Genomic DNA, 24952 nt, shown 5'->3' on the forward strand with positions numbered 1-24952 from the left:
TCCACGCCGACAGCGACGCCGGCCCGCCGGTGCTCCCTGCCCGTGCGCGGCTCCGCATGCAGCCGGCGCCCGCATGCCGAACCCGGGAGGACCGACAGTGGCTGCCCCACCGGTGGGCCGACCCACGCTGGCGAGCATCGCCGCAGCGGCCGGCGTCTCGCTGCCGACCGTCTCCAAGGTGGTCAACGGCAAGCAGGACGTCGCCCCCGCCACCCGAGCGCACGTGCAGAAGGTGCTCGAGCAGCACAACTACGTCCCGCTGAACCGCAAGGCCCCCGAGAGCCTGCTGGTCGACGTCGTCTTCACGGCCCTGGACAGCCCCTGGGCGATCGAGATCCTGCGTGGCATCACCGAGAGCGGCCTGGAGGTCGTGGTGAACGCGCTGAGCCAGTCCCCCGGCAACGACTGGGCCCAGCAGCTGATCGCCGGCGGTCGCCGCGGGGCCATCGTCGTCACCTCCCGGCTGACCCCCGCCGACCAGCGCCGGCTCGGCCGGTCCCGGCTGCCCGTCGTCGTCATCGACCCGGTCGACACGCCGGGGCAGGACGTGCCGAGCGTGGGTGCGACCAACTGGGCCGGTGGGCTGGCCGCGACCGAGCACCTCATCGAGCTGGGGCACCGGCGGATCGCCGCCATCGGCGGGCCGGAGCCCTACCTGTGCAGCCGTGCCCGCCTGGACGGCTATCGGGCCGCCCTGGACCGGGCCGGCATCGCCATGGACCCGCAGCTGCTGCGCCACGGCACCTTCCACCACGAGGGCGGCTACGAGCAGGCCCGCCGGCTGCTGGAGCTGCCCGACCCGCCGACGGCGATCTTCGCCGGCAGCGACGAGCAGGCCTTCGGCGTGATGGAGGCCGCCCGGCAGGCCCGCCTCTCCGTGCCCCGCGACCTGAGCGTCGTCGGCTTCGACGACCTGCCGATGGCGCGCTGGTCCTCACCGCCGCTGACCACCGTCCGCCAGCCGCTGGCCGACATGGGCCGGATGGCGGGTCGGGTGCTGACCGACCTGATCACCGGCGGGGAGCTGGCCACGCAGCGGGTCGAGCTCGCCACCCACCTGGTCACCCGTGCCTCCACCGCACCTCCCCGTACCTGACCACGGCGACCTGAGCTCGCCGCCGCTGAACCCGGACCACCCTGCTGAACCCTGACGACCAGGAGCACCACCGTGACGAACCCGAACGACCAGCACACCGCCGAGGACGCCGCGGAGGCCACCGCCGCGTGGCGTGACCCCGCCCGCCCGCTGGACGAGCGGGTGCGCGAGCTCATGGCCGCCATGACGCTGGAGGAGAAGGTCGCGCAGCTGTACGGCGTCTGGACGGCGATCTCCGAGGGCGAGGAGGTCGCCCCCAACCAGCACGAGTTCGCCGAGCCGCTCCCGCCGTGGGAGGAGCTGACCAAGCCCGGCCTCGGTCAGCTGACCCGCATGTTCGGCACCGGGCCGGTCGAGCCCGAGACCGGCGCCCGGGTTCTGGCGCAGACCCAGCGGGGCATCGTCGAGGGGTCGCGGCTGGGCATCCCGGCGATCGCGCACGAGGAGTGCCTCACCGGCTTCACCGCCTGGCAGGCGACCGTGTTCCCGATCCCCCTGGCCTGGGGCGCGTCCTTCGACGCCGAGTCGGTGCACACCATGGCCCGTGGCATCGGTGACCTGATGCGGTCGGTCGGCGTCCACCAGGGACTCTCCCCCGTCCTCGACGTGAGCTTCGACCACCGGTGGGGGCGCACCGAGGAGACCATCGGCGAGGACCCGTACCTGGTCGCGGCGCTGGGCACCGCCTACGTGCGGGGCCTGGAGGACGCCGGGATCGTCTCCACCCTCAAGCACTTCGCCGGCTACTCCGGTTCCGGTGCCGGCCGCAACCACGCCCCGGTGCGGATGGGGCAGCGGGAGTTCCGCGACGTCGTGCTGCCGCCGTTCGAGACCGCCCTGCGCGAGGGCGGCGCCCGCTCGGTGATGAACTCCTACGCCGCCGTCGACGGCCTGCCGCCGGCGGCCGACCCCGCGCTGATGACCGACCTGCTGCGCGGCACGCTGGGCTTCGACGGAGTGGTGGTCGCCGACTACTTCGCCGTCTCGTTCCTGGAGACCACCCAGGGCGTGGCCGGCGGCCCCGGCGAGGCCGCGGCGCTGGCGCTGACCGCCGGCATCGACGTCGAGCTGCCCACCGTGCGCTGCTACGGGGAGCCGCTGCTGGAGCGAATCCGCTCCGGTGAGGTGCCGATGTCGGTCGTGGACACCGCGCTGGAGCGGGTCCTCCGGCAGAAGGGCGAGCTCGGCCTGCTCGACGCCGGCTGGGACCCCGAGCCGGAGATGCTGCGCCAGGGCACGACCATCGACTTCGACCCGCCGCACATGCGGGCGCTGGCCCGCACCATGGCGGAGCGCTCGGTGGTGCTGCTGGACAACCGGGCCGGCACGCTGCCGCTCAGCGCCCCGGGCAAGGTCGCCGTCGTCGGCCCCGCCGCGGACGAGGTGCTGTCGCTGATGGGCTGCTACGCCTTCCCCAACCACGTCGGGGTGCAGCACCCGGACATGGACCTGGGCATCGAGCTGCCGACCCTGCTCGACGCCGTCCGCACCGAGTTCCCCGGCGCCGAGGTCACCACGGCGCAGGGTTGCCCGGTGCAGGAGGTCGACCGCAGCGGCATCGCCGACGCGGTCCGGGTGGCCGAGGACGCCGACGTGGTGCTGGCCGTGCTGGGCGACGTCGCGGGCCTGTTCGGCCGCGGTACCTCCGGCGAGGGATGCGACGCCGACGACCTGCGGCTGCCCGGCGCCCAGGGCGAGCTGCTGGACGCCCTGCTGGAGACCGGCAAGCCCGTCGTCGTGGTGCTGCTCACCGGCCGGCCCTACGCCCTCGGTGGCGTGGTCGACCGGGCCGCCGCCATCGTGCAGGCGTTCTTCCCCGGCGAGGAGGGCGCCGGCGCGGTCGCCGGTGTGCTCAGCGGCCGGGTCAACCCCTCGGGCAAGCTGCCGGTCCAGGTGTCCAGCACGCCGGGTGGGGCGCCGAACACCTACCTGCACGCGGCGCTGGGGGCCAAGAGCGGGATCAGCGCCGCGGACCCCACCCCGGTCTTCCCGTTCGGGCACGGCCTGTCCTACACGTCCTTCGCGTGGTCCGACGCCGCGGTCGGGGCGGCCGAGCTGCCCAGCGACGGCGAGGTGACCGTGTCGGTGACGGTGCGCAACACCGGTGACCGGGACGGCGCGGAGATCGTGCAGCTCTACCTGCACGACCCGGTGGCCAGCGTGGTGCGCCCGGTGCGCCAGCTCGTCGGCTTCGCCCGCGTCGAGCTCGCCGCCGGCGCCGCCGCGCAGGTGACGTTCACCGTGCACGCGGACCGGACGTCGTTCACCGGCCGGGACATGCAGCGGATCGTCGAGCCCGGCGACCTGGTGTTCCAGCTGGGCGCCTCCAGCGAGGACCTGCGGTTCCAGCTCCCCGTGCAGCTGACCGGCGCGACCCGCGTCGTCGGCACCGACCGGGTGCTGAGCACGCCGGTGGAGATCCGCCCCCTGTGACGGCCGGAGGGGCGGCTGTCGGTGCGACGGCCGCCCCTCCTGGCGTTCTCGCGGCCCTCCTGCAGGGGCCCGCCGCGAGCGTGCGAGCGGTGGGGTCAGGAGGGTCCTTGCTCACATGCCGACGAGCTCGTGCAGGGCGCCGACCTCCTGGCGGGTCAGCTTCCGGATCGTGCCGACCCGCATCCGGGCCAGGTCGACCGGGCCGACAGCGGTGCGGGTGAGCCGGTTCACCGGCAGGCCCACCTCGGCCAGCAGCCGTCGCACGATGTGCTTCCGTCCTTCGTGCAGCACCACCTCGACCACGGACTGGCCGGCGTGGGTGTCGACGACGGAGAAGGAGTCGACCTTCACCGGGCCGTCCTCCAGCTCGATGCCCTTGCGCAGCCGGCGGGCCATGTCGCGCGGCACCGAGCCGCTGACCTGTGCCAGGTAGGTCTTCTTCACCTCGTACGAGGGGTGGGCGAGCCGGTGGGCCAGCTCACCGTCGGTGGTGAGCAGCAGCAGGCCCTCGGTGTCCTGGTCCAGCCGGCCGACGTGCACCAGGCCCGCGGCCAGGTCGCCCATCATGTCGCCCACGGTCGGGCGGCCGCGGTCATCGCTCATCGAGGTGATGATCCCGGCGGGCTTGTTCATCGCGTAGGTGACCTTGTCGTTGCGGATGTCGATCCGCCGCCCGTCGACCGCGATCACGGCGGTGTCGGGGTCGATCCGCATGCCCTGGGCCATCACGACCGCGCCGTTCACGCTGATCCGGCCGGCGTCGATCATCTCCTCGCACACCCGGCGGGAGCCGATGCCGGCGCGGGCGAGCACCTTCTGCAGGCGCTCACCGGGGCGGTCGTCGTCGGGCTCGGCGGTCTCCCGGTCACCCGGGTGGGCCGGCGCGAGCTCCATCTCCTCCGACCAGCCCTCGCCGCCCGCGGTCTGGAACTCGTCGTCTGCGTGCGTGTTCATCCCCGCCAGTCTCCCACTCCGCGCCGGCTGCCCCAACGGCTCACCAGGGCGACGGCGACCGGCTAGCGCTCGGGGTGCTCGTCGAGCAGGGCGCGGGTGTCCGGCACCAGCGGCGCCAGCGGCGGCAGCTCGTCGAGGCCCGTGAGGCCGAGCCGCTCCAGGAACAGCGGCGTCGTCACGTACAGCCCTCCCCCGGTGTCGGGGTCCGAGCCGGCCTCCCGGATCAGCCCCCGTGTCACCAGGGTCCGGACGACGGCGTCGACGCCCACCCCGCGGATCGCCGAGACGCGCGCCCGGGTGACCGGCTGGCGGTAGGCGATCACCGCGAGCGTCTCCAGCGCCGCCTGGGTCAGCCGGCTGCGCTGGCCGCCGAGCAGGTGCCGCTCGACGACGGGGGCGTGCTCGTCCCGGGTGTAGAGCCGCCAGCCCTCCCCCACCCGCCGCAGCACCGTTCCGGCGCGCCGGGCGTCGTACTCGGCGGCCAGGTCGGCCAGCTCCTGGCGCAGCCGCAGCACCGAGCAGCGCAGCGCGGCGGCCATGGTCCCCTCGTCGAGCGGCGCGTCCGCGACGAACAGCAGCGCCTCCAGCCCGCCGCGCAGCGCGACGGCGTCCAGCGGCGGGCCGTCCGGTTCCTCCGCGGCCGCGGCCGCCGGTTCCTCCACCGGCGCCTCCGGCTCGGGGACGACGACCAGCTCCACCGGCGGGGCGGCCGGAGCGCGCCCGAGCGGGGGCGCGGCGGGTCCGTCGGCGGCCGGGGCGCTGTCCGGGAGGGAGCCCTCCGGCGGGCCGTCGGCGTCCTCGGGGGCGCCCAGGCCGGCGGCGAGCTCGGCGGCGATGGCGTCCCAGGCCGCGACCGGCGGGTCGTCGTCGTCCTGCCCGGCGGCGGCGAACTCGGCGGCGAGCACGTCCCAGGAGAAGGCGGGGCGCTCCTCGGGCGGCTGGTCCCCGGGCTGCTGGTCCTCGGGCGGTTCGGGCCCGGTCACGCGTACTCCTCCACCCGCTCGTCGGCGTCGTCGTCGAGCCCCGGCAGCCGGCCGTCGACCAGCTGCGGTCCGGTCCACCGCACGTGCAGCTCCCCCAGGGGGACCACCTGGTCGAAGGTGACCAGCTGCTGGCGGTACAGCTCCAGCAGGGCGAGGAAGCGGGCCACCACCTCCAGGGTGTGCGCGCAGTCCCGGCTCAGGCCCCGGAAGGTCGCCGTCCCGGCCTCGGCCAGCCGGGCGCGCACCAGGACCAGCTGCTCGGTCAGGCTCACCGCCGGCGCGTGCAGGTGGGAGACGCTGACCGTGGGCGGGGGCTTGGGGGTCAGCGCCTGCGCGGCGAGCGCGGCGAACTCCTCCGGGCCCACCCCCAGCAGCACCTCGGGCAGCAGGTCGGCGAACCGGGGCTCCAGGGCGGCGTCCCGGGGGAACCGTCGGGTCGCCTGCGCCTCCCGCTCGCGCAGGAACTCGGCGGCCTGCTTGTACGCCCGGTACTGCAGCAGCCGGGCGAACAGCAGGTCGCGCGCCTCCAGCAGCTCCAGGTCGTCCTCGTCCTCGACGTCGGCGGCCGGCAGCAGCCGGGCGGCCTTGAGGTCCAGCAGGGTGGCGGCCACGACGAGGAACTCGCTGGCCTGGTCCAGGTCCAGCTCGTCGCCGAGGGCGCGCAGGTGGGCGATGAACTCGTCGGTGACCTTCGACAGCGCGATCTCGGTGACGTCGAGCTTGTGCTTGCCGATCAGCTGCAGCAGCAGGTCGAACGGCCCCTCGAAGTTGGTCAGCCGGACGGTGAACCGCCCGTCGGGGACCACCTCCGCCACCGTCGTCGTCACGCTCCGAGCCTAGATCGCCCGGAGGCGCTGGTCAGCCACGCGGCCACCGTGGCCACTCCAGCCCCAGCGCCCCCTACCCGCGTTGATCATCGGCGTCCGGCGCCCTGCGTCGGCGCGCCGCACAGCCATCTGCCGATGATCAACGCGGGAGGAGGGGGCATGTCACTTCCGGAGGCGGCGGACGAGGACGGAGTCCTCGCCGTGCAGCTCGTAGTCCGACAGCAGGACGGCGATCGCCTCACGGACGATCCGCCCCCGGTCGGCCACGACGCCGTGCTGGCCGCGCAGCGTGAGCCGGGCCGACTCCAGCGCCAGCAGCTCGTCGGCCGAGCAGTAGACGGTGATCTTCTCCTCGTGCCGGGTGCGCCCGCGGTCGGCGCGCTGCCGGCTCGCGGCCTTCGGGGCCGGCGCGGGCAGCGCGGCGCGGTGGCCGGCGAGCTCGTCGACGACGATCCGCGGCGCACCCCCCGCCACGTCGGGCACCAGGGTCAGCGGTGCCGCGCCGGGCGGCGGCGGCGCGGTCTGCGGCTCGGCGGCCGGCCGGGCGGGCTCGGCCTTGGCGCCGCGCAGGGCCGGGGACGACTGCGCGGCGGCGAGGGTCGGCAGCTCGGTGACCGGCGCCGACGGCGCGGCCGGTGCGTCGGTGCGCCGGAACAGCTCGTTGGCTCCGGGCAGCACAGGACGGCGCGTCACAGTGCGATGACCTCCTTGGCCAGGTCGCGGTAGGCGGCGGCGCCGGAGGACGTGGGCGCCCAGGTCGTGATCGGCTGCCCGGCGACGGTCGTCTCCGGGAACCGGACGGTGCGGCCGATGACGGTCTGGAACACGGTGTCACCGAAGGCCTCGACCACGCGGCTGAACACCTCGCGGCAGTGCACCGTCCGGGTGTCGTACATGGTGGCGAGGATCCCGGAGACCTCCAGCGCCGGGTTGAGGCGCTCCTTGACCTTGTCGATGGTGTCGACCAGCAGGGCGACGCCGCGCAGGGAGAAGAACTCGCACTCCAGCGGGATGATCACGCCGTGCGCGGCGGTCAGCGCGTTGACCGTCAGCAGGCCCAGCGAGGGCTGGCAGTCGATGAGCACGTAGTCGTACTCCGCGCGGATGGGGGCGAGCACCCGCATCAGGGTCTGCTCGCGGGCGACCTCGCTGACCAGCTGCACCTCGGCGGCGGACAGGTCGATGTTGCTGGGCACCAGGTCCAGGCCCGGCACGCCGGTGGCCACCCGCACGTCGGCCAGCGTCGTGGCCGGCTCCATCAGGGCGTTGTAGATCGTGCGGTCCAGCTGCTGCGCGGGGATGCCCAGGCCGACCGACAGCGCGCCCTGCGGGTCCAGGTCGACCAGCAGCACCTTGCGCCCGGCCTCGGTGAGAGCGGCACCGAGGTTGATGGTCGACGTCGTCTTGCCGACGCCGCCCTTCTGGTTGCACATCGCGATGATCCGTGCGGGCCCGTGCTGCGTGAGCGGCTTGGGGTCTGGCAGCTTGCGCTGCCGCGCCTTCGCCGGGTCGATCCGGCTGGCCGGCGCCCCCATCTCGGCATCGCCGGCCGGGGCCCCGCCGTACGGGAGCGCGACCGCGCGCCCCGCCGCCTCGGCTCGTGTCGACATGGTGTGCGCCCTCTTCCCTCGCTGGTGCCGGCCGGCGGCGTGCGCCGGCCCCGGACCCGCGACCACCGGACGGCGGCCGCGCCGGGAGATGTCGCGGCACGGCGGGGGGAAGCCTCCGCACCGATCTCCCACCGGTGATCTCGGCAGCCCGGGAGGCGGACGTGACCGGCTGGCGGTCGAGTTGTCGACAAATCTGCCGCGGGCTGCGCGGCTGGTCAGCGCAGCGCGCGGGGGTGGCTGGTGGCGTAGACCTCGCGCAACCGGTCGACGGTGACCAGCGTGTACACCTGCGTGGTGGTCACCGAGGCGTGCCCGAGCAGCTCCTGCACGACCCGGACGTCGGCGCCGCCGTCGAGCAGGTGGGTGGCGAAGGAGTGCCGCAGCGTGTGCGGGGACAGCTCGGCGGAGATCCCCGCCCGCTCGGCGGCGTCGCGCAGGATCGACCAGGCGCTCTGCCGGGACAGCGCCCCGCCGCGGGCGTTGAGGAACAGCGCTCCCCCGCGCACCCCCGCCCGGCCCTTCTCGGCGAGCGCCGGCCGCGCGCGCACCAGGTACTCCTCGGCGGCGCGGACGGCGTAGGTGCCGACCGGCACCACCCGTTCCTTGCCGCCCTTGCCGGCCAGCCGCACCGCCGCCGAGCCGAGGTCGAGGTCGTCGACGGCGAGCCCGACCGCCTCGGAGATGCGGGCGCCGGTGCCGTAGAGCAGCTCCAGCAGCGCCCGGTCGCGCAGCCCTCGGGGGCCCTCCACGGACCCGGCGGCGGTCAGCAGCGCCTCGATCTCCTCGACCGGGATCGCCTTGGGCAGCCGGCGGGCCGGGGCCGGCGGACGCACCTCCGCCGCGACGTCGTCGGGCACCAGCCCGTCGAGCAGCGCGAAGCGGTGTAGCCCCCGGACGGCGACCACCGCGCGCGCAGCCGACGTCGCCGACAGCGGCGGGTGGTCCTCGTCGCCGGTGCGCAGCGCCACCAGGAACGCCGCGACGTCGGACTCGCCGACCTCCCCGAGGCCGCGCACGCCGGTGGCCTGCAGGAACTCGGCGTACCGGCGCAGGTCGCGGCGGTAGGAGGCGATGGTGTTGGCGGCCAGGCCGCGCTCGACCGTCAGGTGGTCGAGGTACCCGGTGACCACCCGCTGCACGTCGGGGCCGGCTCCGGTCCGCGCGGCCGTCAGGACAGCACCTCCGCCAGCGGCTCCCACGGCAGCCCGTGTGCCGCGGCCACCCCCTCGTGCACCAGCCGGCCGGCGGCGACGTTGACCCCCCGGGCCAGCGCCGGGTCCGCCGTCACCGCGCCGTCGGTGCCCCGGGAGGCGAGGGCGAGCACGTAGGGCAGCGTGACGTTGGTCAGGGCGTAGGTGGAGGTGTGCGGCACCGCGCCGGGCATGTTGGCCACGCAGTAGAAGACCGAGTCGGCCACGCCGAACGTCGGGTCGTCGTGCGTGGTCGGCCGGGTCGACTCGAAGCATCCGCCCTGGTCGACGGCGATGTCCACCAGCACCGACCCCGGCTTCATCCGGCCGACCAGCTCGTCGGTGACCAGCGTGGGGGCCTTGGCGCCGGGCACCAGGACGGCCCCGATGACGAGGTCGGCCTCCAGCACCGCCCGCTCGACCTCCAGCGCGTTGGACGCGACCGTCTGCAGGTGCCCGCGGTAGAGCCGGTCGGCGGCGCGGAGCTTCTCCAGGTCGCGGTCGAGCACGGTGACCTGGGCCTGCAGGCCGAGTGCGATCGTGGCCGCGTTCATCCCGGAGACCCCGGCGCCGAGGACGACGACCTTCGCCGCGTGCACCCCGGACGCGCCGCCCAGGAGCACCCCGCGCCCGCCCTGCGCGCGCTCCAGCGTGTGCGCCCCGACCTGCGGCGCCATCCGGCCGGCGACCTCCGACATCGGGGCGAGCAGCGGCAGCGCCCCGCCGTCGGTCTGCACCGTCTCGTAGGCGATGGCGGTGGTGCCCGCGGCCAGCAGCGCGTCGGTGCAGGCGCGGGAGGCGGCCAGGTGCAGGTAGGTGAAGAGGGTCTGCTCGGCGCGCATCCGGCCGTACTCCTCCGCGACCGGCTCCTTCACCTTCAGCAGCAGGTCGGCGTCGGCCCAGACGTCGTCGGCGGTGGGCACGATCCGGGCGCCGGCGGCGGTGAAGTCGGCGTCCGGGATCGACGACCCGGCCCCGGCGTCGTGCTCGACGAGCACCTCGTGCCCGGCGGCGACCAGCTCGGTGACGCCCGACGGCGTCAGCGCGACCCGGTACTCACGGTTCTTGACCTCTCGGGCGACTCCGACCCGCATGGTCCCCACTCCCCGTCTCGGCGGGCGTCCCGGGGTGCCGGTGGCGCCACCGCATCGTGGGCGCCCGATCGGGGCGCGCCTCCCGGCGGAGTCTAGGCAGGGCCGGTGCGCCGGGTGTGTGTCGACCGCCACCCCGGCGGGTCCGTCGCCCCGGCTCAGCCGACCTGCGCGTCGTAGGCGGCGCGGGCGGCGAGCACCTCGTCCATGTGCCCCTGCGGGAGAACGTCACCGGCGCCGGGCTCCGGCTCGGCGCCCAGAACCTGGCCGAGCTGGACGCGATCGGCCGCTGACCGCCCGGACCGGGGCCCGCACGGCACGAGCGGACGTCCCGGGCGGGGATGACCGCCGTCCGAGGGCCGGCACCGGGACGCTGGTGCTCTGCTCACCACGAGTGAGCAGAGCACCAGCGTCGGAGGAACCCCTCGGCCGGCCCCGGCCGGTACGGCGACGTGCGTGGCCCCCGGACCCGTCCGTCAGCTCCCGGCCGGGCCCGGGACCACCGCGTACCGCACGCAGACGAACTCGCCGTTGCGGGCGCACTCGCGCACCTCGAGCTCGACCCGGCGCGGGAGCAGCGTCGCCCCGGCGCCCAGGGTCACCGGGGCGATGGAGACCACGACCTCGTCGAGCAGGCCTCGGTCGGCGAACTGACCGGCCAGGTCCCCGCCGCCGACGATCCACACGTCGCGCCCGGCCGCGGCCGCCACCATCGCCGCGTGCACCCGCGCCGGGTCGTCGGCGGTGAACCGCACGTCGGCGCCGGGTGGGGCGGCCAGGTCGCGGTGGGTGAACACCCAGGCGGGCCGCTCCGGCAGCCAGTCGGGGTCGTGGCGGCGCACCCACTCCCACGTCGTCGCGCCCATGGCGAGGGCACCGACCCCGGCGATGAACGCGGGGTAGCCCATCGGCCCGTCCTCGTCGCTCTCCCGGCTCAGCAGCCAGTCCAGCGAGTGGTCGGCGGTGGCGATGAAGCCGTCCAGGGAGGTGGCGGTGTAGTACACGGTGCGGGTCACCCGTTCCTCCTTGCTCATGTCGCCCTCCTGCTCAGCCAGTCGATCGGGTCGCCCGCGTCGACCGGCACACCGGCCGCGCGGAGCCAGTGGCGCGCCAGCAGCCGCCGGTGCGCGCCGAAGGTCAGCACGTGGGCGACGACGCTGCCCAGCACGAACGTCTCGGGCGGGTCGCAGAGCGCGTCGACCAGCCGGTCGCCCCAGGCGCCGCGGCGGGAGACGTCGCGCACGAAGGCCAGCCAGCGGGGCGCGGCGGCGTCGTGCCGGGCGAGCAGGGCGGCGGGGCCGTCGCTGCCGCGGGCCGGGTGATCGGCTCCCTCGACCGAGGCGAGCCAGACCTCCGTCGTCCGCACCAGGTGCTCGAGGACGGCGGCGAGAGACTCCTCCGGGCCGTCCCAGGGCAGCACCTGCAGATCGGCGGCGCGCGGACGCCGGTACTCGTCGTCGGTGAGCTCCCGGGCGATCTCCAGCAGCGACCGGGTGTCGTCCAGGGCGTGGTGCACCAGCAGGGCGGTGACCTCGTCCCCGCCGCGGGCACCGGGCTCACCGGCCACCCACAGCGAGGTCGGCGGGTGGAAGTGGATGCCGTTGGGCGCGGGGAGCCAGTGGTGGTCGCGGGTGGGCGCCGGTGCCTGCTGCCCCGGGGAGCGGCCGTAGGCCCGGGCGAACGCGCGGCTGAACCCCTCCACCGACTCGTACCCGGCGGCGAACGCGACGTCGGTGACCCGCCGCCCCTGCTGCAGCTGCCAGGCCGCCCGCTCCAGCTCCACCCGCCGGCGCAGCGCCACCGGCGACTCCCCGGCACCCCGGGCCACCTGGCGGCTGAAGTGCCACGGGGAGGCGAAGGCGTCCTCGGCCATCTCGGTGAGCGTGCGGTTGCCCTCGTCCAGCACCGCGTCCAGCAGCTCGCGCAGCCGATCACGCCCGGCCCGCACGTCCTCGGTCATGCCCGCAGTCTCCCGAGCGGGCGGGCTCGCCGGCCCGACCGTTCTTGCTCGGTCCTGGATCGCCGCGCGCAGCCGCGTGCCGCACGATGCCCAGGACCCACGTTCCACCGGACCCCGTTCCACCGGACCCACGTCGCACCCCTCCCCCGGAGCTGACCGATGCGCCTGTACGCCGACCGCGCCGACCGCCGGGCCCGCCAGGTGGTCGGCGACCTCGGCCTGCTGCTCTGGGCGGTGCTGTGGGTGGTGGTCGCCCGGACGGTGCACGGCGCCGTGCTGACCCTGGCCGAGCCGGGGAAGGCGGTGGCCGGCCTGGGCCGTGAGCTGTCCAGGACGATGGAGTCCGCCGCCGGCGCGGCCGACGACGTCCCGGTGGTCGGCGACGAGCTGTCCGGGCCGTTCGAGGCGCTCGGCCGGGCCGGCGCATCGGTGACCGGCGCCGGACAGGCCACCTCCGACGCCGTGCACACCCTGGGCGCGGTGCTGGCGGTGGTCCTCGTGGTGCTCCCGGTGGGCTGGCTGCTGGCCCGCCGGCTGCCGGCGCGGCTGCGCTGGGCGCGGGAGGCCGGCGCGGCCGACCGGTTGCTGGCGGCCGGCGGGGTGGAGCCGGCCGACCTGGAGCTGCTCGCCGCCCGCGCGATGGCGACCGCGCCGCTGCCGGACCTGGCACGCCTGCCGGTGGGCACCGGCGCCCGCTGGCGGACGGGTGACCCGGCCGCGGTGCGCGACCTGGCCGCGCTCGAGCTGCGCCGGCTGGGCCTGCAGCTGCCCGCCGACCCCCCGGTGGATCAGCCCACCGCGTAGCCGCACGCGGCGACCGCGGCGGCGCAGACCGCCTCGTCCTGCGCGCCGCTGCCGCCGGCCGCGCCGATCGCGCCGACCAGGGCGCCGTCGGCGTGCACCGGGACCGCGCCGGTCTGCGGGGTGTACCGGCCACCGGTCATGGCGGTCAGCGCCGAGACGAAGTTCGGCATCGTCTGCATCCGGGTCTTCTGCACGTCACTGGGCACCCGGAAGGCGACCGAGGTCCAGGCCTTGCCCTGCGCCACCTCCGGGGTGATCCACGGCGCGCCGTCCATCCGGGCCACGGCCACCAGGTGGCCGCCGGGATCGGTCACCGCGAACGACATCGGCACGCCGATGCCCTCGGCCTCCGCCCGGGCGGCGGCGAGCAGTTCCAGGGCCTGGTCCAAGGTCAGCACGGCTCCAGCCTGTCCCGCCAGGCGCCCCGGCGACAAGCCCGGGCGCCACGTCGGCAGCCCTCCAGGGCACCGCGCCGAGCCTGCGAGGGGTGAGGAGGAGGGGGTCCTTCCTCAGGCGCCGTCGAGCGGGCGCAGCCGGGGCCGGGTCGCCCGGGCCTGCGCCGCGGCCAGCAGGCCGACGACGGCGGCCGCGTTGCGGATCGTCCCGTCGAACACCTGCTGCACGGCCTCGGTCAGCGGCACCCGCTCGACGGTCATGTCCGCCTCCTCGTGCTCGACGACGAAGCCCTCGGGCCGGTTGACCTCGGACAGGCCCTCGGCCAGGTAGACGACCACCTGCTCGTCGCAGAAGCCCGGTGAGGAGAAGTGGGTGGTGAGCAGCGACCAGCGCTCGGCGGCCAGCTGCACCTCCTCGGCCAGCTCCCGGCGGGCGGTCTCCACCGGCGGCTCGCCGTCGACGTCGCGCAGCCCCGCCGGCAGCTCCCACAGGTGCTGCCCCACCGGGTGCCGGTACTGGCGCAGCAGCACCACCCGGTCGTCGTCGTCGACCGCGACGACCGCCACCGCACCCGGGTGCCGGACGACCTCGCGGACGCTGTCCCCGCCGCCGGGCATCGCCACGGTGTCCTTGCGCAGCGAGATCACCCGGCCGGCGTAGACCTCCTCGCTGGCGAGCACCTCGTACTGGTGCGGCTCACCCATCAGATGCCCACCGGCTCCTCGTCGGGCACCGGCAGCCGGGCGGCGTCCTGGTAGCTCGCCGACGCCTGCACGAACGCGGCGAACAGCGGGTGCGGGCGGGTGGGGCGGCTCTTCAGCTCCGGGTGGGCCTGGGTGCCGACGAAGAAGGGGTGCACGTCGGCGGGCAGCTCGGCGAACTCCACCAGCGTCCCGTCCGGCGAGGTGCCGGAGAACACCAGGCCGGCCTCGGTCAGCCGGTCGCGGTAGGCGTTGGCCACCTCGTAGCGGTGGCGGTGCCGCTCGGTGATCTCGGTCGACCCGTAGGCGGCGGCCACCACCGAGCCCTTCTGCAGCGCGGCCGGGTAGCTGCCCAGCCGCATCGTGCCGCCCATGTCCCCGCGCCCGGCGACGACGTCGAGCTGGGTGGCCATCGTGGAGATGACGGGGTCGGGGGTGCCCGGGTCGAACTCGGTGGAGTTCGCGCCGGTGATCCCGGCCAGGTTGCGGGCGGTCTCGATCACCATGCACTGCAGGCCGAGGCACAGCCCCAGCGTCGGGATGCCGTTGACCCGGGCGTGCCGGATGGCGCCGAGCTTGCCCTCGATGCCGCGGACCCCGAAGCCGCCGGGGATGCACACGCCGTCGACGCCGGCGAGCGCCGCCGCCGCGCCCTCCTCGGTCTCGCAGTCGTCGGAGGGCACCCAGCGGATCTCCACCCGCGACCGGTGGGCGAAGCCGCCGGCCCGCAACGCCTCGGTGACCGACAGGTAGGCGTCGGGCAGGTCGATGTACTTGCCGACCAGGGCGATCGTCACCGTCTGCTTCGGCTGGTGCACGCGGTCGAGCAGGTCGCCCCAGACGGTCCAGTCGACGTCCCGGAACGGCAGCCCGAGCCGGCGGACGACGTAGGCGTCCAGCCCCTCCCGGTGCAGCACCTTCGGGATGTCGTAGATGGACGGGGCGTCGGGGCAGGAGATGACGCCCTCGGCCTCGACGTCGCACATCAGGCTGATCTTCCGCTTGATGCCCTCCCCGACCTCCCGGTCGGACCGGCAGACCAGCGCGTCGGGCTGGATGCCGATGCTGCGCAGCGAGGCCACCGAGTGCTGGGTGGGCTTGGTCTTCTGCTCCCCCGAGGGCGCGATGTAGGGCACCAGGGAGATGTGCAGGAAGAAGCAGTTGTCCCGGCCGATCTCGTGCCGCACCTGGCGGGCGGCCTCGAGGAAGGGCAGCGACTCGATGTCACCGACCGTGCCCCCGACCTCGGTGATGACCACGTCTACCCGCTCGGAGGTGTCCGCCACGGCCATGATGCGCGACTTGATCTCGTTGGTGATGTGCGGGATGACCTGCACGGTGTCGCCCAGGTACTCCCCGCGCCGCTCCTTGGCGATGACGTCGGAGTAGACCTGCCCGGTGGTCACGTTGGCCCGCCCGGTGAGGTCGGTGTCCAGGAAGCGCTCGTAGTGGCCGATGTCCAGGTCGGTCTCGGCGCCGTCCTCGGTGACGAACACCTCGCCGTGCTGGAAGGGGTTCATCGTCCCCGGGTCCACGTTGAGGTAGGGGTCCAGCTTCTGCATCGTCACCCGCAGGCCGCGGGCGGACAGCAGTGCACCCAGCGAGCTGGCCGTGAGGCCCTTGCCCAGCGAGGAGACCACACCGCCGGTGACGAAGATGAACTTCGTCGGCTGCGAGTTGGGGAGAAGAGGCCCCCGCCGGTTGTCGGGAGAGTTGCCGTGCTCAGCCAGTCGACCCACGGACGCCCACGCTAACACTCTGGTCCCCGTCCTCCGGCTCCCCTCCCGGGGAACCGCCCCCCGGGTCGCCGTCGGCACCGCTGGCCACCGGGGTGCCGGCGGCCAGCCAGATCAGCAGCGGCACCAGAACGGCGGCCGCGGTGGCCGGCATGGCGACGCCGCTGTCGTTGGCCAGGGCCCCGACGGCCAGGCTCAGCGCCACCGCGGTCAGCCCGGCCCGCAGCACCCGCAGCTGGGCGCCGGAGAGCCCCCCGGGCCGGCGTCCGGGTGCGCTGCGCAGCAGGCCTCCGGGGCGCAGCAGCCACCCTGCGGCGGCCGCGGCGACCAGCAGCATCCAGGACAGCGTGCTGCCGGTGAGGATCGCCAGGTTGGCCGAGGCCTTGCGGCTGACCACCGTCCACGCCTCGCCCTCGATCAGCTGCCCGACGAACCGGCCCAGGTGGCTGCGGTCGTCGGGCGGGCCCATCCAGTCCAGCACCGCCACCGACCCGACCACGACCACGGCCGCGGCGATCACCAGCACCATCCGGGCGACGGTCACCCGGATCCGTGCCAGCAGCATCCCCAGCACGACGAAGCCGGGCACCGCGGCCAGCACCCCGCCGAAGTCGCGGCCCAGCCCCGGCGCGCCGACCAGCACCACGCAGACGACCCCGGCGGCCAGCACCGGCAGCGTCCACCGCCACCGGGACGGCGTGGGTGCCCGCCCGGCCCACCACGCCGCCACCCAGGCGGTGACCAGCAGGGCGCTGACCGCCAGCAGGGCGAAGGTCAGGTTGCCGTACCCGGTGAACCGGCCGGCGACGATCGCGTCGTACCCGAGCAGCCCGTTGAGCTCCAGCGGCGAGCCGGCCAGCACGTCGGCGACCAGCGTGACCAGGGTGACGGCGAGGACCACGGCGGGCGGTCCCAGGCGCCGGCGCCGCCACGGCCCGGCGGCCGCGACCCCGCCCACGGCGAGCGCGGCGACGGCGACGGCCAGCGCGAGGGTGACCCGCGGCTGGGCCGTCCGCTCCCAGGGGACGACGCCGGCCAGGTAGGTGGCCACCGGCACCGACGCGACGACCAGCGCGGCGACCCGCAGCGCACCCCGGGCCCGGCCGCGCACGTCCCGGCGGGGGTGGCGCAGCCCCAGCACCAGCAGCGCGGCCGCCAGCAGCGCGCCGTTGAGCGCCACCAGGGACCAGAAGAAGGTGCTGGTGCTGCGGTGGTGCACCACCGCGCGGGTGTTGGCGTGCTCCAGCGCGGTGACCGCCTCGGCCAGCGGCGGGCGCGCACCGGCCACCCGCATCGGCTGCCCGTTCATCGTCGACGGCCGCTCGGCACCCAGCGCCCGCAGCACCGTGGGGGCGACGTCGATCAGCTGGGTGAACGGCGCCCGGCCGGTGCTCGCCGAGCTGAGCCAGCCGGGCTCGAACCCGGGCCCGGAGACGATGCCGACGTGCAGCTGCGGCCGGCCGTCGTTGACCTCCGAGACCCCCTGCAGGACCAGCAGGGTCTCCCCCGGCAGCCCGGCCACGGCGTCGCGCAGGGCGCCGACGGCGGCGTCGGCCTGGCGGACCGCCCACGGCCGGGCGTCGGCCCGGGTGCCGGTCTCGGTCTCCTGCTGGCTGGAGCTGCCCGCGTCGGTGAGGTTGTCCAGGGCCACCAGCGTCAGCGGGCAGTCGTCGAGCAGCGCGGCCAGTTCGGCCGGGTCGTCGGGCAGCCGGTCGACGACGGTGAACCGGCTGTCGGGTCCGGCCACCGCCAGGGACGCGGCACGCCCGACCGCGGTGCTGCACCCGACCGCGTCACCCAGGGCCCCGGGCCGGGCACCGAAGCGGGCCGTGGCCGCGTCCTGGGTGACCCGCTCGACGGTGCGGCGGGGCTCCTCCAGGCCGACCTCGGCGACCTGCTCCTCCAGACCGCAGAAGGACAGGGAGGTGTCGACCGGCTGGGCCGCCGGGGTGCCCGGCTCGACGCCGTCCCCGTCCTCCTCCTCGGGCACCGGGGCACTGGGCAGCGGCACCGGCGGGATCGGCTCGACCGGACCGGGGTACCGCGCACGGTTGCCCGCGCCCAGGGTCGCCCAGCCGTCGAGCAGGCAGGTGGTGGACCGGGCGGCGCGGACCGAGACCGCCGAGATCCCGGACTCCTCGGCCAGCGACCACAGCTGCGGCGTCGTCTCGGGGTCCAGGTCGGACCACAGCAGGCCGGCCACCCCGACCACCAGGACCCGGTCGGCCCGCCACTGGTCGGCGGCCGGACCGTCCGCGGCGGCCGCCGTCCCGGTGGTGCCGGCGAGCAGACCCGCCAGCACCGCGAGCAGCAGCGGCAGGACGGGAACCGCCCGGGCCACCCGGCTCACCGGCGCAACCCGGCGGGCGGGCCGAGCAGCTCCCGGTAGAGCGCGACCAGCTGGGCCGCGGTCGCCGCCTCGTCGGGCCAGGTCGCCGCCTGGCGTGGGCCCGCGGCGCCCAGCCGGGCGGTCCGCGCCGGGTCGGTCAGCACGAGGGTGACGGCCTCGGCCAGCGCACCGGCGTCACCCACCGGCACCAGCTCGGCGGCGCTCCCCACCAGCTCGGGGATGCCGCCCACGCGGGAGGCGACCAGCGGGGTGCCGGCCCGCAGCGCCTCCTGCGCGGTCAGCGAGCGGGCCTCCCAGACCGAGGGCAGCACGCAGACGTCCGCGGCGCCCAGCAGGTCGGCGACGTCGGTGCGGCGGCCCAGCAGGGTCACCGGCAGCTGCTCGGCGCGGATCCGGGCGGCGAGCTCGTCGTGCAGCGGGCCGTCACCGGCGATGACCACCAGGGGGGCCGGCCGCAGCCGCGGGTCGGCGACCCAGCGGGCCACCGCGTCCAGCAGGACGTCGTAGCCCTTCTGCGGGTGCAGCCGGCCGACGGCGACCACCAGCGGCCGGCTGTCGTCGTCCAGGCCCACCTCCCGGCGGACCTCCGGCCGGGGGCGCTGCGGCGGTGGCAACGGCGGCGCGGCCACCGGGGCGACCCGGACGTCACGGGCACCGAGGCGGCGGGCGTTCTCGGCGAGGTCGCCGGAGGCGGCCAGCACGACGTCGGCGCCGCGGATGGTCGCCCGCTCGGCGACCTGGAGCACCCGCCGGCGGAGCCCACCCCCCTCGGGCAGGGCGTTGTGCAGGGTGACCACGAGCGGGCGACGCCGCTGCCCGGCCAGCCGGCGGGCCGCCGCGGCGACCAGGCCGGCCCGCAGGCCGTGGGCGTGCACCAGGTCTGCGCCGGCGGCCGCGCCCCGCAGCGCCAGCACCGCGCGCAGGTCGGCGGCCGGGTCCAGACCGGCGGAGATGCCGACCGGGCGGAAGTCGGCGCCGGCGGCGGTGAAGCCGAACAGCTCCTCGGTGGCCCGCGGGCCGCACACCCGCACGGAGGCACCGGCCCGCCCCAGCGGGCCCAGCAGGGAGCGCAGGTGGGTGCCGACGCCACCGGTGCTGGTGGCGAGGACCTCGGCGATCCGCCGGTCGGCCAGCGGGGGCTCCTGCGGGTCAGCCATGGGGCACCTCCTGCCGTACCGGTCCGCGCAGCCCGGCCACGGCCGCGAGCAGCGGCCGCCGGGCGGTGCCCATCATGACCGCACCCGCGACCAGCAGCACGACCGCACCGGCGACCACGCCGCTGCCGAGGGCCGCGGGGACGCCGTCGGGGACCGGGTCGGCGCCGAGCAGGCGGGCGGTCGCCAGACCCGCCGCGCCGCCCAGGACGGCGGCGGCGACGGCGGCTCCTCCGGCGTGCACCACGCCCTCCAGCGCACCGGCTCCGGCCAGCCGGCCGATCACCACCAGCAGCGCCAGGCCGGCGACGGTCACCCCGACGGTGTGCCCGGCGGCCAGCGCGAGCGCCCGGTCACCCGACGGCAGTGCGGCCGACAGCACCAGGTCGGCGACGACGGCGACCAGCCACCCGCCGGCCACGCAGACGGTCGGCGCACGCCAGAGGCCACGGGCGTACAGCGCCCGGGACAGCAGCGCGACCAGTCCGTAGCCGACCAGGCCCGGGGCGAAGGCGACGATCGCCGACTGCAGCGCGGCGGCGGTCCCCTCGTCGTCCGGAACGGCGAGGAACACCCGGGCGACCGGCCCGGAGACGGCGACCAGTCCGGCCGCGGCCACCGCGCTCGCCACCACCGTCAGCACGACCGCCGGAGCCAGCGTGCGCCGGTACCCCTCCTCGTCACCGGCCGCGGCCCGCTCGGTCAGCCCCGGGTACACCGAGGTGGCCACCGGCACGGCCAGCGCGGCCCACGGCAGCAGGAAGACGGTCATGCCGGCGAAGTAGGCCACCTGGGTGCCGTCCGGCGCGCCCGCGTTGGCCAGCCGGATCGCCACCACCGCCACCAGCTGCTGCCCGGCCAGGGTCAGCACCCCGGCGAGGGCCAGCCGGCGCACCCGCGGCGCGGCACCGACCGGGAAGCGCAACGAGGGCCGCAGCCGGAGGCCCAGTCCGCGCAGGGGCACCAGCAGGCACCCGGCCAGCGCGGCGACACCCAGCGTCGTCCCGACGCCCAGCACCAGCTCGGCGGTCGTGGACAGCCCCTCGACCGTGCGGCTGCCACCGAGTCCGGCGAACAGCAGGTACGTGCAGGCGACGACCAGGGTGGACAGCAGCGGGGCGACCGCCGGCCCGGCGAACCGACGATGGGCCTGCAGCACACCGGTCAGCACGACCGCGACGCCGTACAGCACCACCTGGGGGGCGAAGACCAGCAGGAAGCGGGCGGCCAGGTCGACCTTGGCCGGGTCCCCGGCGTCCCCGCCCAGCAGCACCGCCGCGACGGGCCGGGCCAGCAGGGCGAGCAGGCCGGCCAGCGGCACGAGCACCAGCAGCGACCAGCCCAGCAGCGCCCCGGCGGTGCGACGGACCTGCTCCCGGTCACCGGCGGCGATGCCACCGGCCAGCATCGGCACCACCAGGCTGGCCAAGGCGCCGCCGGCGACCACCTCGAAGACGATGTTCGGCACGTTGTTGGCCGCGACGTAGGTGTCGGCGGTGCTGTTCGCGCCCACCGCGTTGGTGAACACCACGGTGCGGCCGAACCCCGCCATCCGCGCCAGCAGGGTCAGCGCCGAGATCAGCAGCGCCGCCCCCGCCACGCCCGAGGCGACCCGCCGGGCGTTCACGCCCGCCGGCGGCCGAGCCGGTCCAGCTCGCGCAGCCCCGGAGTCGCCTCGATGACGCGGGTGAAGCTGATCCGCTCGCTGGCCAGGGTCAGCGCGGCGACCCCGGTGAGCAGACCGGCGCGCGCCGGACGACCGGGCAGTGCGGCCAGGCGCAGCCCGAGCAGCGCACCGACGGCGTTGGCGCCGCAGTCACCGAGCATGACCCGCTCGCCGAGGTCGGCCGGCAGCACCCCGAGGGTGGCCCCCAGCGGGCCGGCGACGAGCCCCCCGGCGGGCCCACCGGCGGTGGCCGAGGCGAGCAGCACGGCTGCCTTGCCGGCCCGGCCGGGGCGCAGGTCGAGCAGGTTGACCAGGTTCGCCGTCCCGGCGACCAGACCGGTGGTGAGGACGCCGTCGACGAGGGCACCGGCGCCGGTGCCGCGGCGGGTCAGCACCGCCGCCACCGCGGCGGCCGCGCCGATCCCGGCGACCTTCACCGCACCCGCCGAGACCCGGCCGGCGCGCAGCGCCGCGAGGTGACCGGTCAGGCCCTTGTCCCGCGCCTGTTCCGGGCGGGCGCCGGCGAGGTCGTCGTAGCCGCCGACGAGCCCCGCCGCCGCACCGACGACGAGCGCGGCGGCCCGCTGCCCGGGAGGGGCACCGGCCGCGCTGGTGGCGGTCGCCGCGGCGGCCAGCACCGGGCCGCCGAGCAGCGTCACCGGCCGCCCCGCGTAGTTGGTGCGCCGCCAGCGGTCCCCGGCCGGGTGGGCGGTGACCGCCGCGGCGCCGGCCAGCCCGGCCCGGGCGGCGAGCGCACCGGCGGCCGTCAGGGCCAGGGTCCGGCGGTGCCGACCACGAGGGCTCACGAGATCGGCGCCGGCACCGGCTGGGCGCCCTCGCCGGACCCGTACTGCCCCGAGGTGCCCGTGCCCTCGGCGACCAGGGCGAGCACGGTGCTGATCCGGCCGGCCGGCGCGGTGACGTTGTCGACGGTGGAGACGTTGTCGCTGGCCCCGGCGTCGGCCCGGACGGCGGCGACCAGCCCACCGTCCTGGGCGGCGGCCGCGTCCCCGGCGACGACGGCACCGGACCCCTGGGCGTCCAGTGCGGTCGCCAGGTCCACCAGCGCGGCGGTGCGCGCCTCGGCGTCCTCGCCCTCGACGGCCCCGGAGGTGAGGACCACCGCGTAGTCGGCCGGGCTCACCGAACTGGTCTCCCGGCTGAGCACGTCGAGCTCCTCCAGGCCGGCGAGGAGCTGCGACGTGGCGGCGGTGTCCGGCGCCTCCCCGGGGCCCTCGGCGCCCGAGCTGGGCACCATCAGGACCTGGGCCAGCACCGAGGCGACGAGCTCGCCGGTGTCGCCGGTCTCGGCGGGCACGACCCCGGCCGGCAGCCCGGGGCCGGTGACGTAGCTCTGAAGGCTGCTGGCGGTGGCCGGGTCGGCGTACGCGTCGGTGAGCCGGATCGTGCCGGTGACCGTGGCGCCGGCGCTGCCCAGCAACGCGGTGACGCCCTCGACGACCTCGGGGTCGACCTCGCCGTCGGCGGCCACCAGCAGCACGCTGCGCCCGGCGAGCCGGTCGGCCACCAGGACCGGGCCGACGGCCTCGTCGAAGCCGCCGTCCTCGTCGAGCTGGGCCTGCAGCTCCCGGGTCTGGTCCTCCAGGGCCCGCTTGTCCTCCTGCAGCTGGCTGACCTGGTTCTGCAGGTTCGTCAGCACCGGCCCGTTGAGCTGGGTGGTGCCGATGACGATGCCCAGCGCCACGGCCAGGAAGACCGCGATCAGCGAGACCAGGTGGTAGCGGAAGTCGATCACGAAAAGAGGTTCTCCAGCCAGAACGTGAAGCTGTTCCATTGGTCGATGAGCAGGTCCAGGTACACCCGACCGGCCGTCGAGACGGCCAGCGCCGCCGCGATCGACGCCAGGGCGGCGAGGACCAGCAGGGTGAGGGCGAGGGTGGAGATCCGGCTGCGGTAGAGCCGGCTCACCCCCTTCGCGTCGACGAGCTTGCCGCCCAGGCGCAACCGGGTGAGGAAGGTGGAGGCCATGCCGCCGCGGCCCTTGTCCAGGAACTCCACCAGCGTGGCGTGCGTGCCGACGGCGACGATGAGCGAGGCACCCTTCTCGTCGGCCAGCAGCATCGCGATGTCCTCGCTGGTGGCCGACGCCGGGAAGGTGATCGCCTCGACCCCGAGGTCCAGCACCCGCTGCAGCCCGGGCGCGCGCCCGTCGGCGTAGGCGTGCACCACGACCTCGGCACCGCAGCGCAGGACGTCGTCGCTGACCGAGTCCATGTCACCGATGATCATGTCCGGCTGGTAGCCGGCCTCGCGGATGGCGTCGGCGCCGCCGTCGACCCCGATGAGCACCGGCCGGTAGTCGCGGATGTAGGACCGCAGCGCCGCCAGGTCCTCCTTGTAGTCGTACCCGCGGACGACGACGAGGGCGTGCCGGCCCTCGATGCGGGTGCGGACGTCGGGCACACCCACGCCGTCGAGCAGCAGCGCGCGCTCGCGCTTCATGTACTCCATGGTGTTGGCGGCGAACGCCTCGAGCTGGGTGGACAGCCCCGCCCGGGCCTCGGCCATCGCCGCGTCGACCGTCTCCTGGGTCTGCTCGACGCCCTCGGCGACGAGGGTCTCCCCCGCGTAGAGCCGGTTGCCCTCGACCCGGACCTCCGTGCCCTCCTTGAGGGTCTCGAAGACCTCCTTGCCCACGCCGTCGATCAGCGGGATGCCCGCCTCCACCAGGATCCCGGGACCGAGGTTGGGGTAGCGGCCCGTGGTGCTGGGCGCGGCGTTGACCACCGCGGCGACCCTGGCGGCGACCAGCGAGTCGGCGCTCACCCGGTCCACGTCGGCGTGGTCGATGACGGCCACCTCGCCGGGACGCAGCCGCTTGGTGAGGTTCTTGGTCCGCCGGTCGAGCCGGACGGTGCCGGCCACGCCGGGTCCCGTCGAGGACGCCCGTCCGCGCCGCAGGGTGCCGATGCGCATCTCTCGATGCTCCCACGGGCCGTCGGGACCCGAGGCCCGACGCGCAAGGGTGACCGGTTGATCACAGTTGGTGAACGCCACGGGGTCGACCGCGACACGCCGACGATCACATCGGGTGTCGCTGCCCGGGGACGGGACCGGCCCGTCACTAGCGTGGTTGCTGTGACTGGAGGGGCCTCCGCGAGCCGGGGTACAGCGACCGTCCTGCACGACGCCGCCGCCGAGCCGGTCGACCCGGCCGGGGCCGCCGATCCCGTCGCGGACGACGCCGGGCACACCGCGCAGGTGGTGGCCTTCACCTCGCCCGCGGTGGCCGCCCCCGCGCCGTCCGCCGAGGAGCAGCGCCGCCGCCCGGCCCGCCGGCGCGGGCGCGGGGGGCCGAACAAGCGGGAGCTGCGCCGCCAGCAGACCCGCGAGGAGATCGTCGACGCCGCCGCCGGGCTGTTCGCCGAGCGCGGGTTCGACGCCGTGAGCGTGCAGGAGATCGCCCAGCGCGCGGGCGTCGTGGAGAAGACCGTCTTCAACCACTTCCCGGTCAAGGAGGGGCTGGTCTTCGAGGCCGACCCGCCGATGCGCGGGGCGCTGCTCGACGCCGTCCGGCACCGGCGCGCCGGGGTGTCCGCGCCCGCCGCCGCCGGCGGGTTCGTGGTCGCCGCGATCAGCCAGCTCGGCTCCGCCGCGGCCGCCGAGGGCGTCGCCGAGATGGCCCGGGTGATCCGCGGCTCGCGGACCCTGCAGGTCCGGGAGCGGGAGATCCTCGGCGCGCTGACCGACGCCCTGGCCGCGGAGTTCGCCGCCGAGACCGGCGCCGGGCCGGGCCGGCTCGAACCGTGGCTCGCCGCCCACTCGGTGCTGGGGCTGTACGCAGGGCTGCTGGAGCTGGCCCGTGACCGGGTGCTGGCCGGCGCCGCCGGCCCGGAGCTGGTCGCCGAGCTGCGCGACCGGGGTCGCTCGGGGCTGGCGCTGCTGCAGTCCGGCCTCGCCGGCTACGCCGAACGCCCATGAAGGACCCCCGTGGCCCCCGCCACTCGCGAGCTCGCGGCGGGACCCTGCACGGGGGCCAG

At 75.9% G+C, this 24952-nt stretch carries 23 protein-coding genes; 4 read left to right on the forward strand and 19 right to left on the reverse strand.

Annotated elements, in window-relative coordinates; all coding sequences use genetic code 11:
- Nucleotides 1–97 precede the first annotated feature (97 nt).
- Together ACI79A_RS13955 and ACI79A_RS13960 are read left to right on the forward strand one after the other, a co-directional pair.
- Nucleotides 98–1096, forward strand: coding sequence for a LacI family DNA-binding transcriptional regulator (locus ACI79A_RS13955; protein WP_457084116.1), 999 nt, complete (start codon nucleotides 98–100; stop codon nucleotides 1094–1096).
- A 72-nt stretch (nucleotides 1097–1168) separates the two neighbouring features.
- On the forward strand, nucleotides 1169–3529 hold the full coding sequence (locus ACI79A_RS13960) for a beta-xylosidase/alpha-l-arabinosidase (RefSeq protein WP_457084118.1): 2361 nt from the start codon (nucleotides 1169–1171) through the stop codon (nucleotides 3527–3529).
- A gap of 111 nt (nucleotides 3530–3640) precedes the next feature.
- On the opposite strand, the gene ACI79A_RS13965 is transcribed toward ACI79A_RS13960, so the two are convergent.
- The 10 genes from ACI79A_RS13965 to ACI79A_RS14010 form a co-directional block, all read right to left on the reverse strand.
- The gene (locus ACI79A_RS13965) at nucleotides 3641–4483 is read right to left on the reverse strand and encodes a pseudouridine synthase (RefSeq protein WP_457084120.1); all 843 of its coding nucleotides are present in this window, start codon (nucleotides 4481–4483) and stop codon (nucleotides 3641–3643) included.
- A gap of 62 nt (nucleotides 4484–4545) precedes the next feature.
- Nucleotides 4546–5466 (reverse strand): SMC-Scp complex subunit ScpB, encoded by a 921-nt coding sequence (gene scpB, locus ACI79A_RS13970; RefSeq protein ID WP_457084122.1) that lies wholly within the window; start codon nucleotides 5464–5466, stop codon nucleotides 4546–4548.
- Nucleotides 5463–6293, reverse strand: a complete 831-nt coding sequence (locus ACI79A_RS13975; RefSeq protein WP_457084124.1) for a segregation and condensation protein A — start codon at nucleotides 6291–6293, stop codon at nucleotides 5463–5465. The genes scpB and ACI79A_RS13975 overlap by 4 nt, the downstream gene beginning before the upstream one ends.
- 162 nt (nucleotides 6294–6455) lie before the next feature.
- A complete protein-coding gene (locus ACI79A_RS13980; RefSeq protein ID WP_457084126.1) occupies nucleotides 6456–6986 on the reverse strand; it encodes a hypothetical protein in 531 nt (176 codons plus the stop codon).
- A complete protein-coding gene (locus ACI79A_RS13985; RefSeq protein ID WP_457084128.1) occupies nucleotides 6983–7903 on the reverse strand; it encodes a ParA family protein in 921 nt (306 codons plus the stop codon). The genes ACI79A_RS13980 and ACI79A_RS13985 overlap by 4 nt, the downstream gene beginning before the upstream one ends.
- Nucleotides 7904–8118: 215 nt before the next feature.
- Nucleotides 8119–9042 (reverse strand): site-specific tyrosine recombinase XerD, encoded by a 924-nt coding sequence (gene xerD, locus ACI79A_RS13990; RefSeq protein WP_457084130.1) that lies wholly within the window; start codon nucleotides 9040–9042, stop codon nucleotides 8119–8121.
- Nucleotides 9043–9071: 29 nt separating this feature from the next.
- Complete coding sequence (gene ald / locus ACI79A_RS13995) at nucleotides 9072–10187, reverse strand: alanine dehydrogenase (RefSeq protein WP_457084131.1); 1116 nt, start codon at nucleotides 10185–10187, stop codon at nucleotides 9072–9074.
- A 155-nt stretch (nucleotides 10188–10342) separates the two neighbouring features.
- Nucleotides 10343–10504 carry a hypothetical protein gene (locus ACI79A_RS14000; protein ID WP_457084133.1) on the reverse strand — a complete coding sequence of 54 codons (162 nt, stop codon included), beginning with the start codon at nucleotides 10502–10504 and terminating at the stop codon, nucleotides 10343–10345.
- A 156-nt stretch (nucleotides 10505–10660) separates the two neighbouring features.
- Entirely contained in the window at nucleotides 10661–11218 is a 558-nt protein-coding gene (locus ACI79A_RS14005; RefSeq protein WP_457084135.1) for a dihydrofolate reductase family protein, read from the reverse strand.
- Complete coding sequence (locus ACI79A_RS14010; RefSeq protein WP_457084137.1) at nucleotides 11215–12144, reverse strand: helix-turn-helix domain-containing protein; 930 nt, start codon at nucleotides 12142–12144, stop codon at nucleotides 11215–11217. The genes ACI79A_RS14005 and ACI79A_RS14010 overlap by 4 nt, the downstream gene beginning before the upstream one ends.
- A gap of 159 nt (nucleotides 12145–12303) precedes the next feature.
- On the opposite strand from ACI79A_RS14010, the gene ACI79A_RS14015 reads away from it, so the two are divergent.
- A complete protein-coding gene (locus ACI79A_RS14015; RefSeq protein WP_457084139.1) occupies nucleotides 12304–12948 on the forward strand; it encodes a hypothetical protein in 645 nt (214 codons plus the stop codon).
- On the opposite strand, the gene ACI79A_RS14020 is transcribed toward ACI79A_RS14015, so the two are convergent.
- The 9 genes from ACI79A_RS14020 to steA all read right to left on the reverse strand — a co-directional run bounded on the left by ACI79A_RS14020 (nucleotide 12933) and on the right by steA (nucleotide 23888).
- Entirely contained in the window at nucleotides 12933–13346 is a 414-nt protein-coding gene (locus ACI79A_RS14020) for a GlcG/HbpS family heme-binding protein (protein WP_457084141.1), read from the reverse strand. The genes ACI79A_RS14015 and ACI79A_RS14020 overlap by 16 nt on opposite strands.
- A 111-nt stretch (nucleotides 13347–13457) precedes the next feature.
- The gene (locus tag ACI79A_RS14025) at nucleotides 13458–14048 is read right to left on the reverse strand and encodes an NUDIX domain-containing protein (protein ID WP_457084143.1); all 591 of its coding nucleotides are present in this window, start codon (nucleotides 14046–14048) and stop codon (nucleotides 13458–13460) included.
- A complete protein-coding gene (locus ACI79A_RS14030) occupies nucleotides 14048–15784 on the reverse strand; it encodes a CTP synthase (RefSeq protein WP_457084145.1) in 1737 nt (578 codons plus the stop codon). The genes ACI79A_RS14025 and ACI79A_RS14030 overlap by 1 nt, the downstream gene beginning before the upstream one ends.
- The gene (locus tag ACI79A_RS14035; RefSeq protein ID WP_457084147.1) at nucleotides 15768–18131 is read right to left on the reverse strand and encodes a hypothetical protein; all 2364 of its coding nucleotides are present in this window, start codon (nucleotides 18129–18131) and stop codon (nucleotides 15768–15770) included. Before ACI79A_RS14035 ends, ACI79A_RS14030 begins: the two co-directional genes overlap by 17 nt.
- Nucleotides 18128–19288 (reverse strand): glycosyltransferase family 4 protein, encoded by a 1161-nt coding sequence (locus ACI79A_RS14040; RefSeq protein WP_457084149.1) that lies wholly within the window; start codon nucleotides 19286–19288, stop codon nucleotides 18128–18130. The genes ACI79A_RS14035 and ACI79A_RS14040 overlap by 4 nt, the downstream gene beginning before the upstream one ends.
- On the reverse strand, nucleotides 19281–20912 hold the full coding sequence (gene murJ, locus ACI79A_RS14045; protein ID WP_457084151.1) for a murein biosynthesis integral membrane protein MurJ: 1632 nt from the start codon (nucleotides 20910–20912) through the stop codon (nucleotides 19281–19283). Before murJ ends, ACI79A_RS14040 begins: the two co-directional genes overlap by 8 nt.
- Entirely contained in the window at nucleotides 20909–21757 is an 849-nt protein-coding gene (locus ACI79A_RS14050; RefSeq protein WP_457084153.1) for a hypothetical protein, read from the reverse strand. Before ACI79A_RS14050 ends, murJ begins: the two co-directional genes overlap by 4 nt.
- Nucleotides 21754–22707, reverse strand: coding sequence for a copper transporter (locus tag ACI79A_RS14055; protein WP_457084155.1), 954 nt, complete (start codon nucleotides 22705–22707; stop codon nucleotides 21754–21756). Before ACI79A_RS14055 ends, ACI79A_RS14050 begins: the two co-directional genes overlap by 4 nt.
- A complete protein-coding gene (gene steA, locus ACI79A_RS14060) occupies nucleotides 22704–23888 on the reverse strand; it encodes a putative cytokinetic ring protein SteA (protein WP_457084157.1) in 1185 nt (394 codons plus the stop codon). Before steA ends, ACI79A_RS14055 begins: the two co-directional genes overlap by 4 nt.
- A gap of 162 nt (nucleotides 23889–24050) precedes the next feature.
- On the opposite strand from steA, the gene ACI79A_RS14065 reads away from it, so the two are divergent.
- Nucleotides 24051–24893 (forward strand): TetR/AcrR family transcriptional regulator, encoded by an 843-nt coding sequence (locus tag ACI79A_RS14065; protein WP_457084159.1) that lies wholly within the window; start codon nucleotides 24051–24053, stop codon nucleotides 24891–24893.
- The last annotated feature ends 59 nt before the right edge of the window (nucleotides 24894–24952 follow it).

It is taken from the genome of Modestobacter sp. SYSU DS0657, from assembly GCF_054050925.1.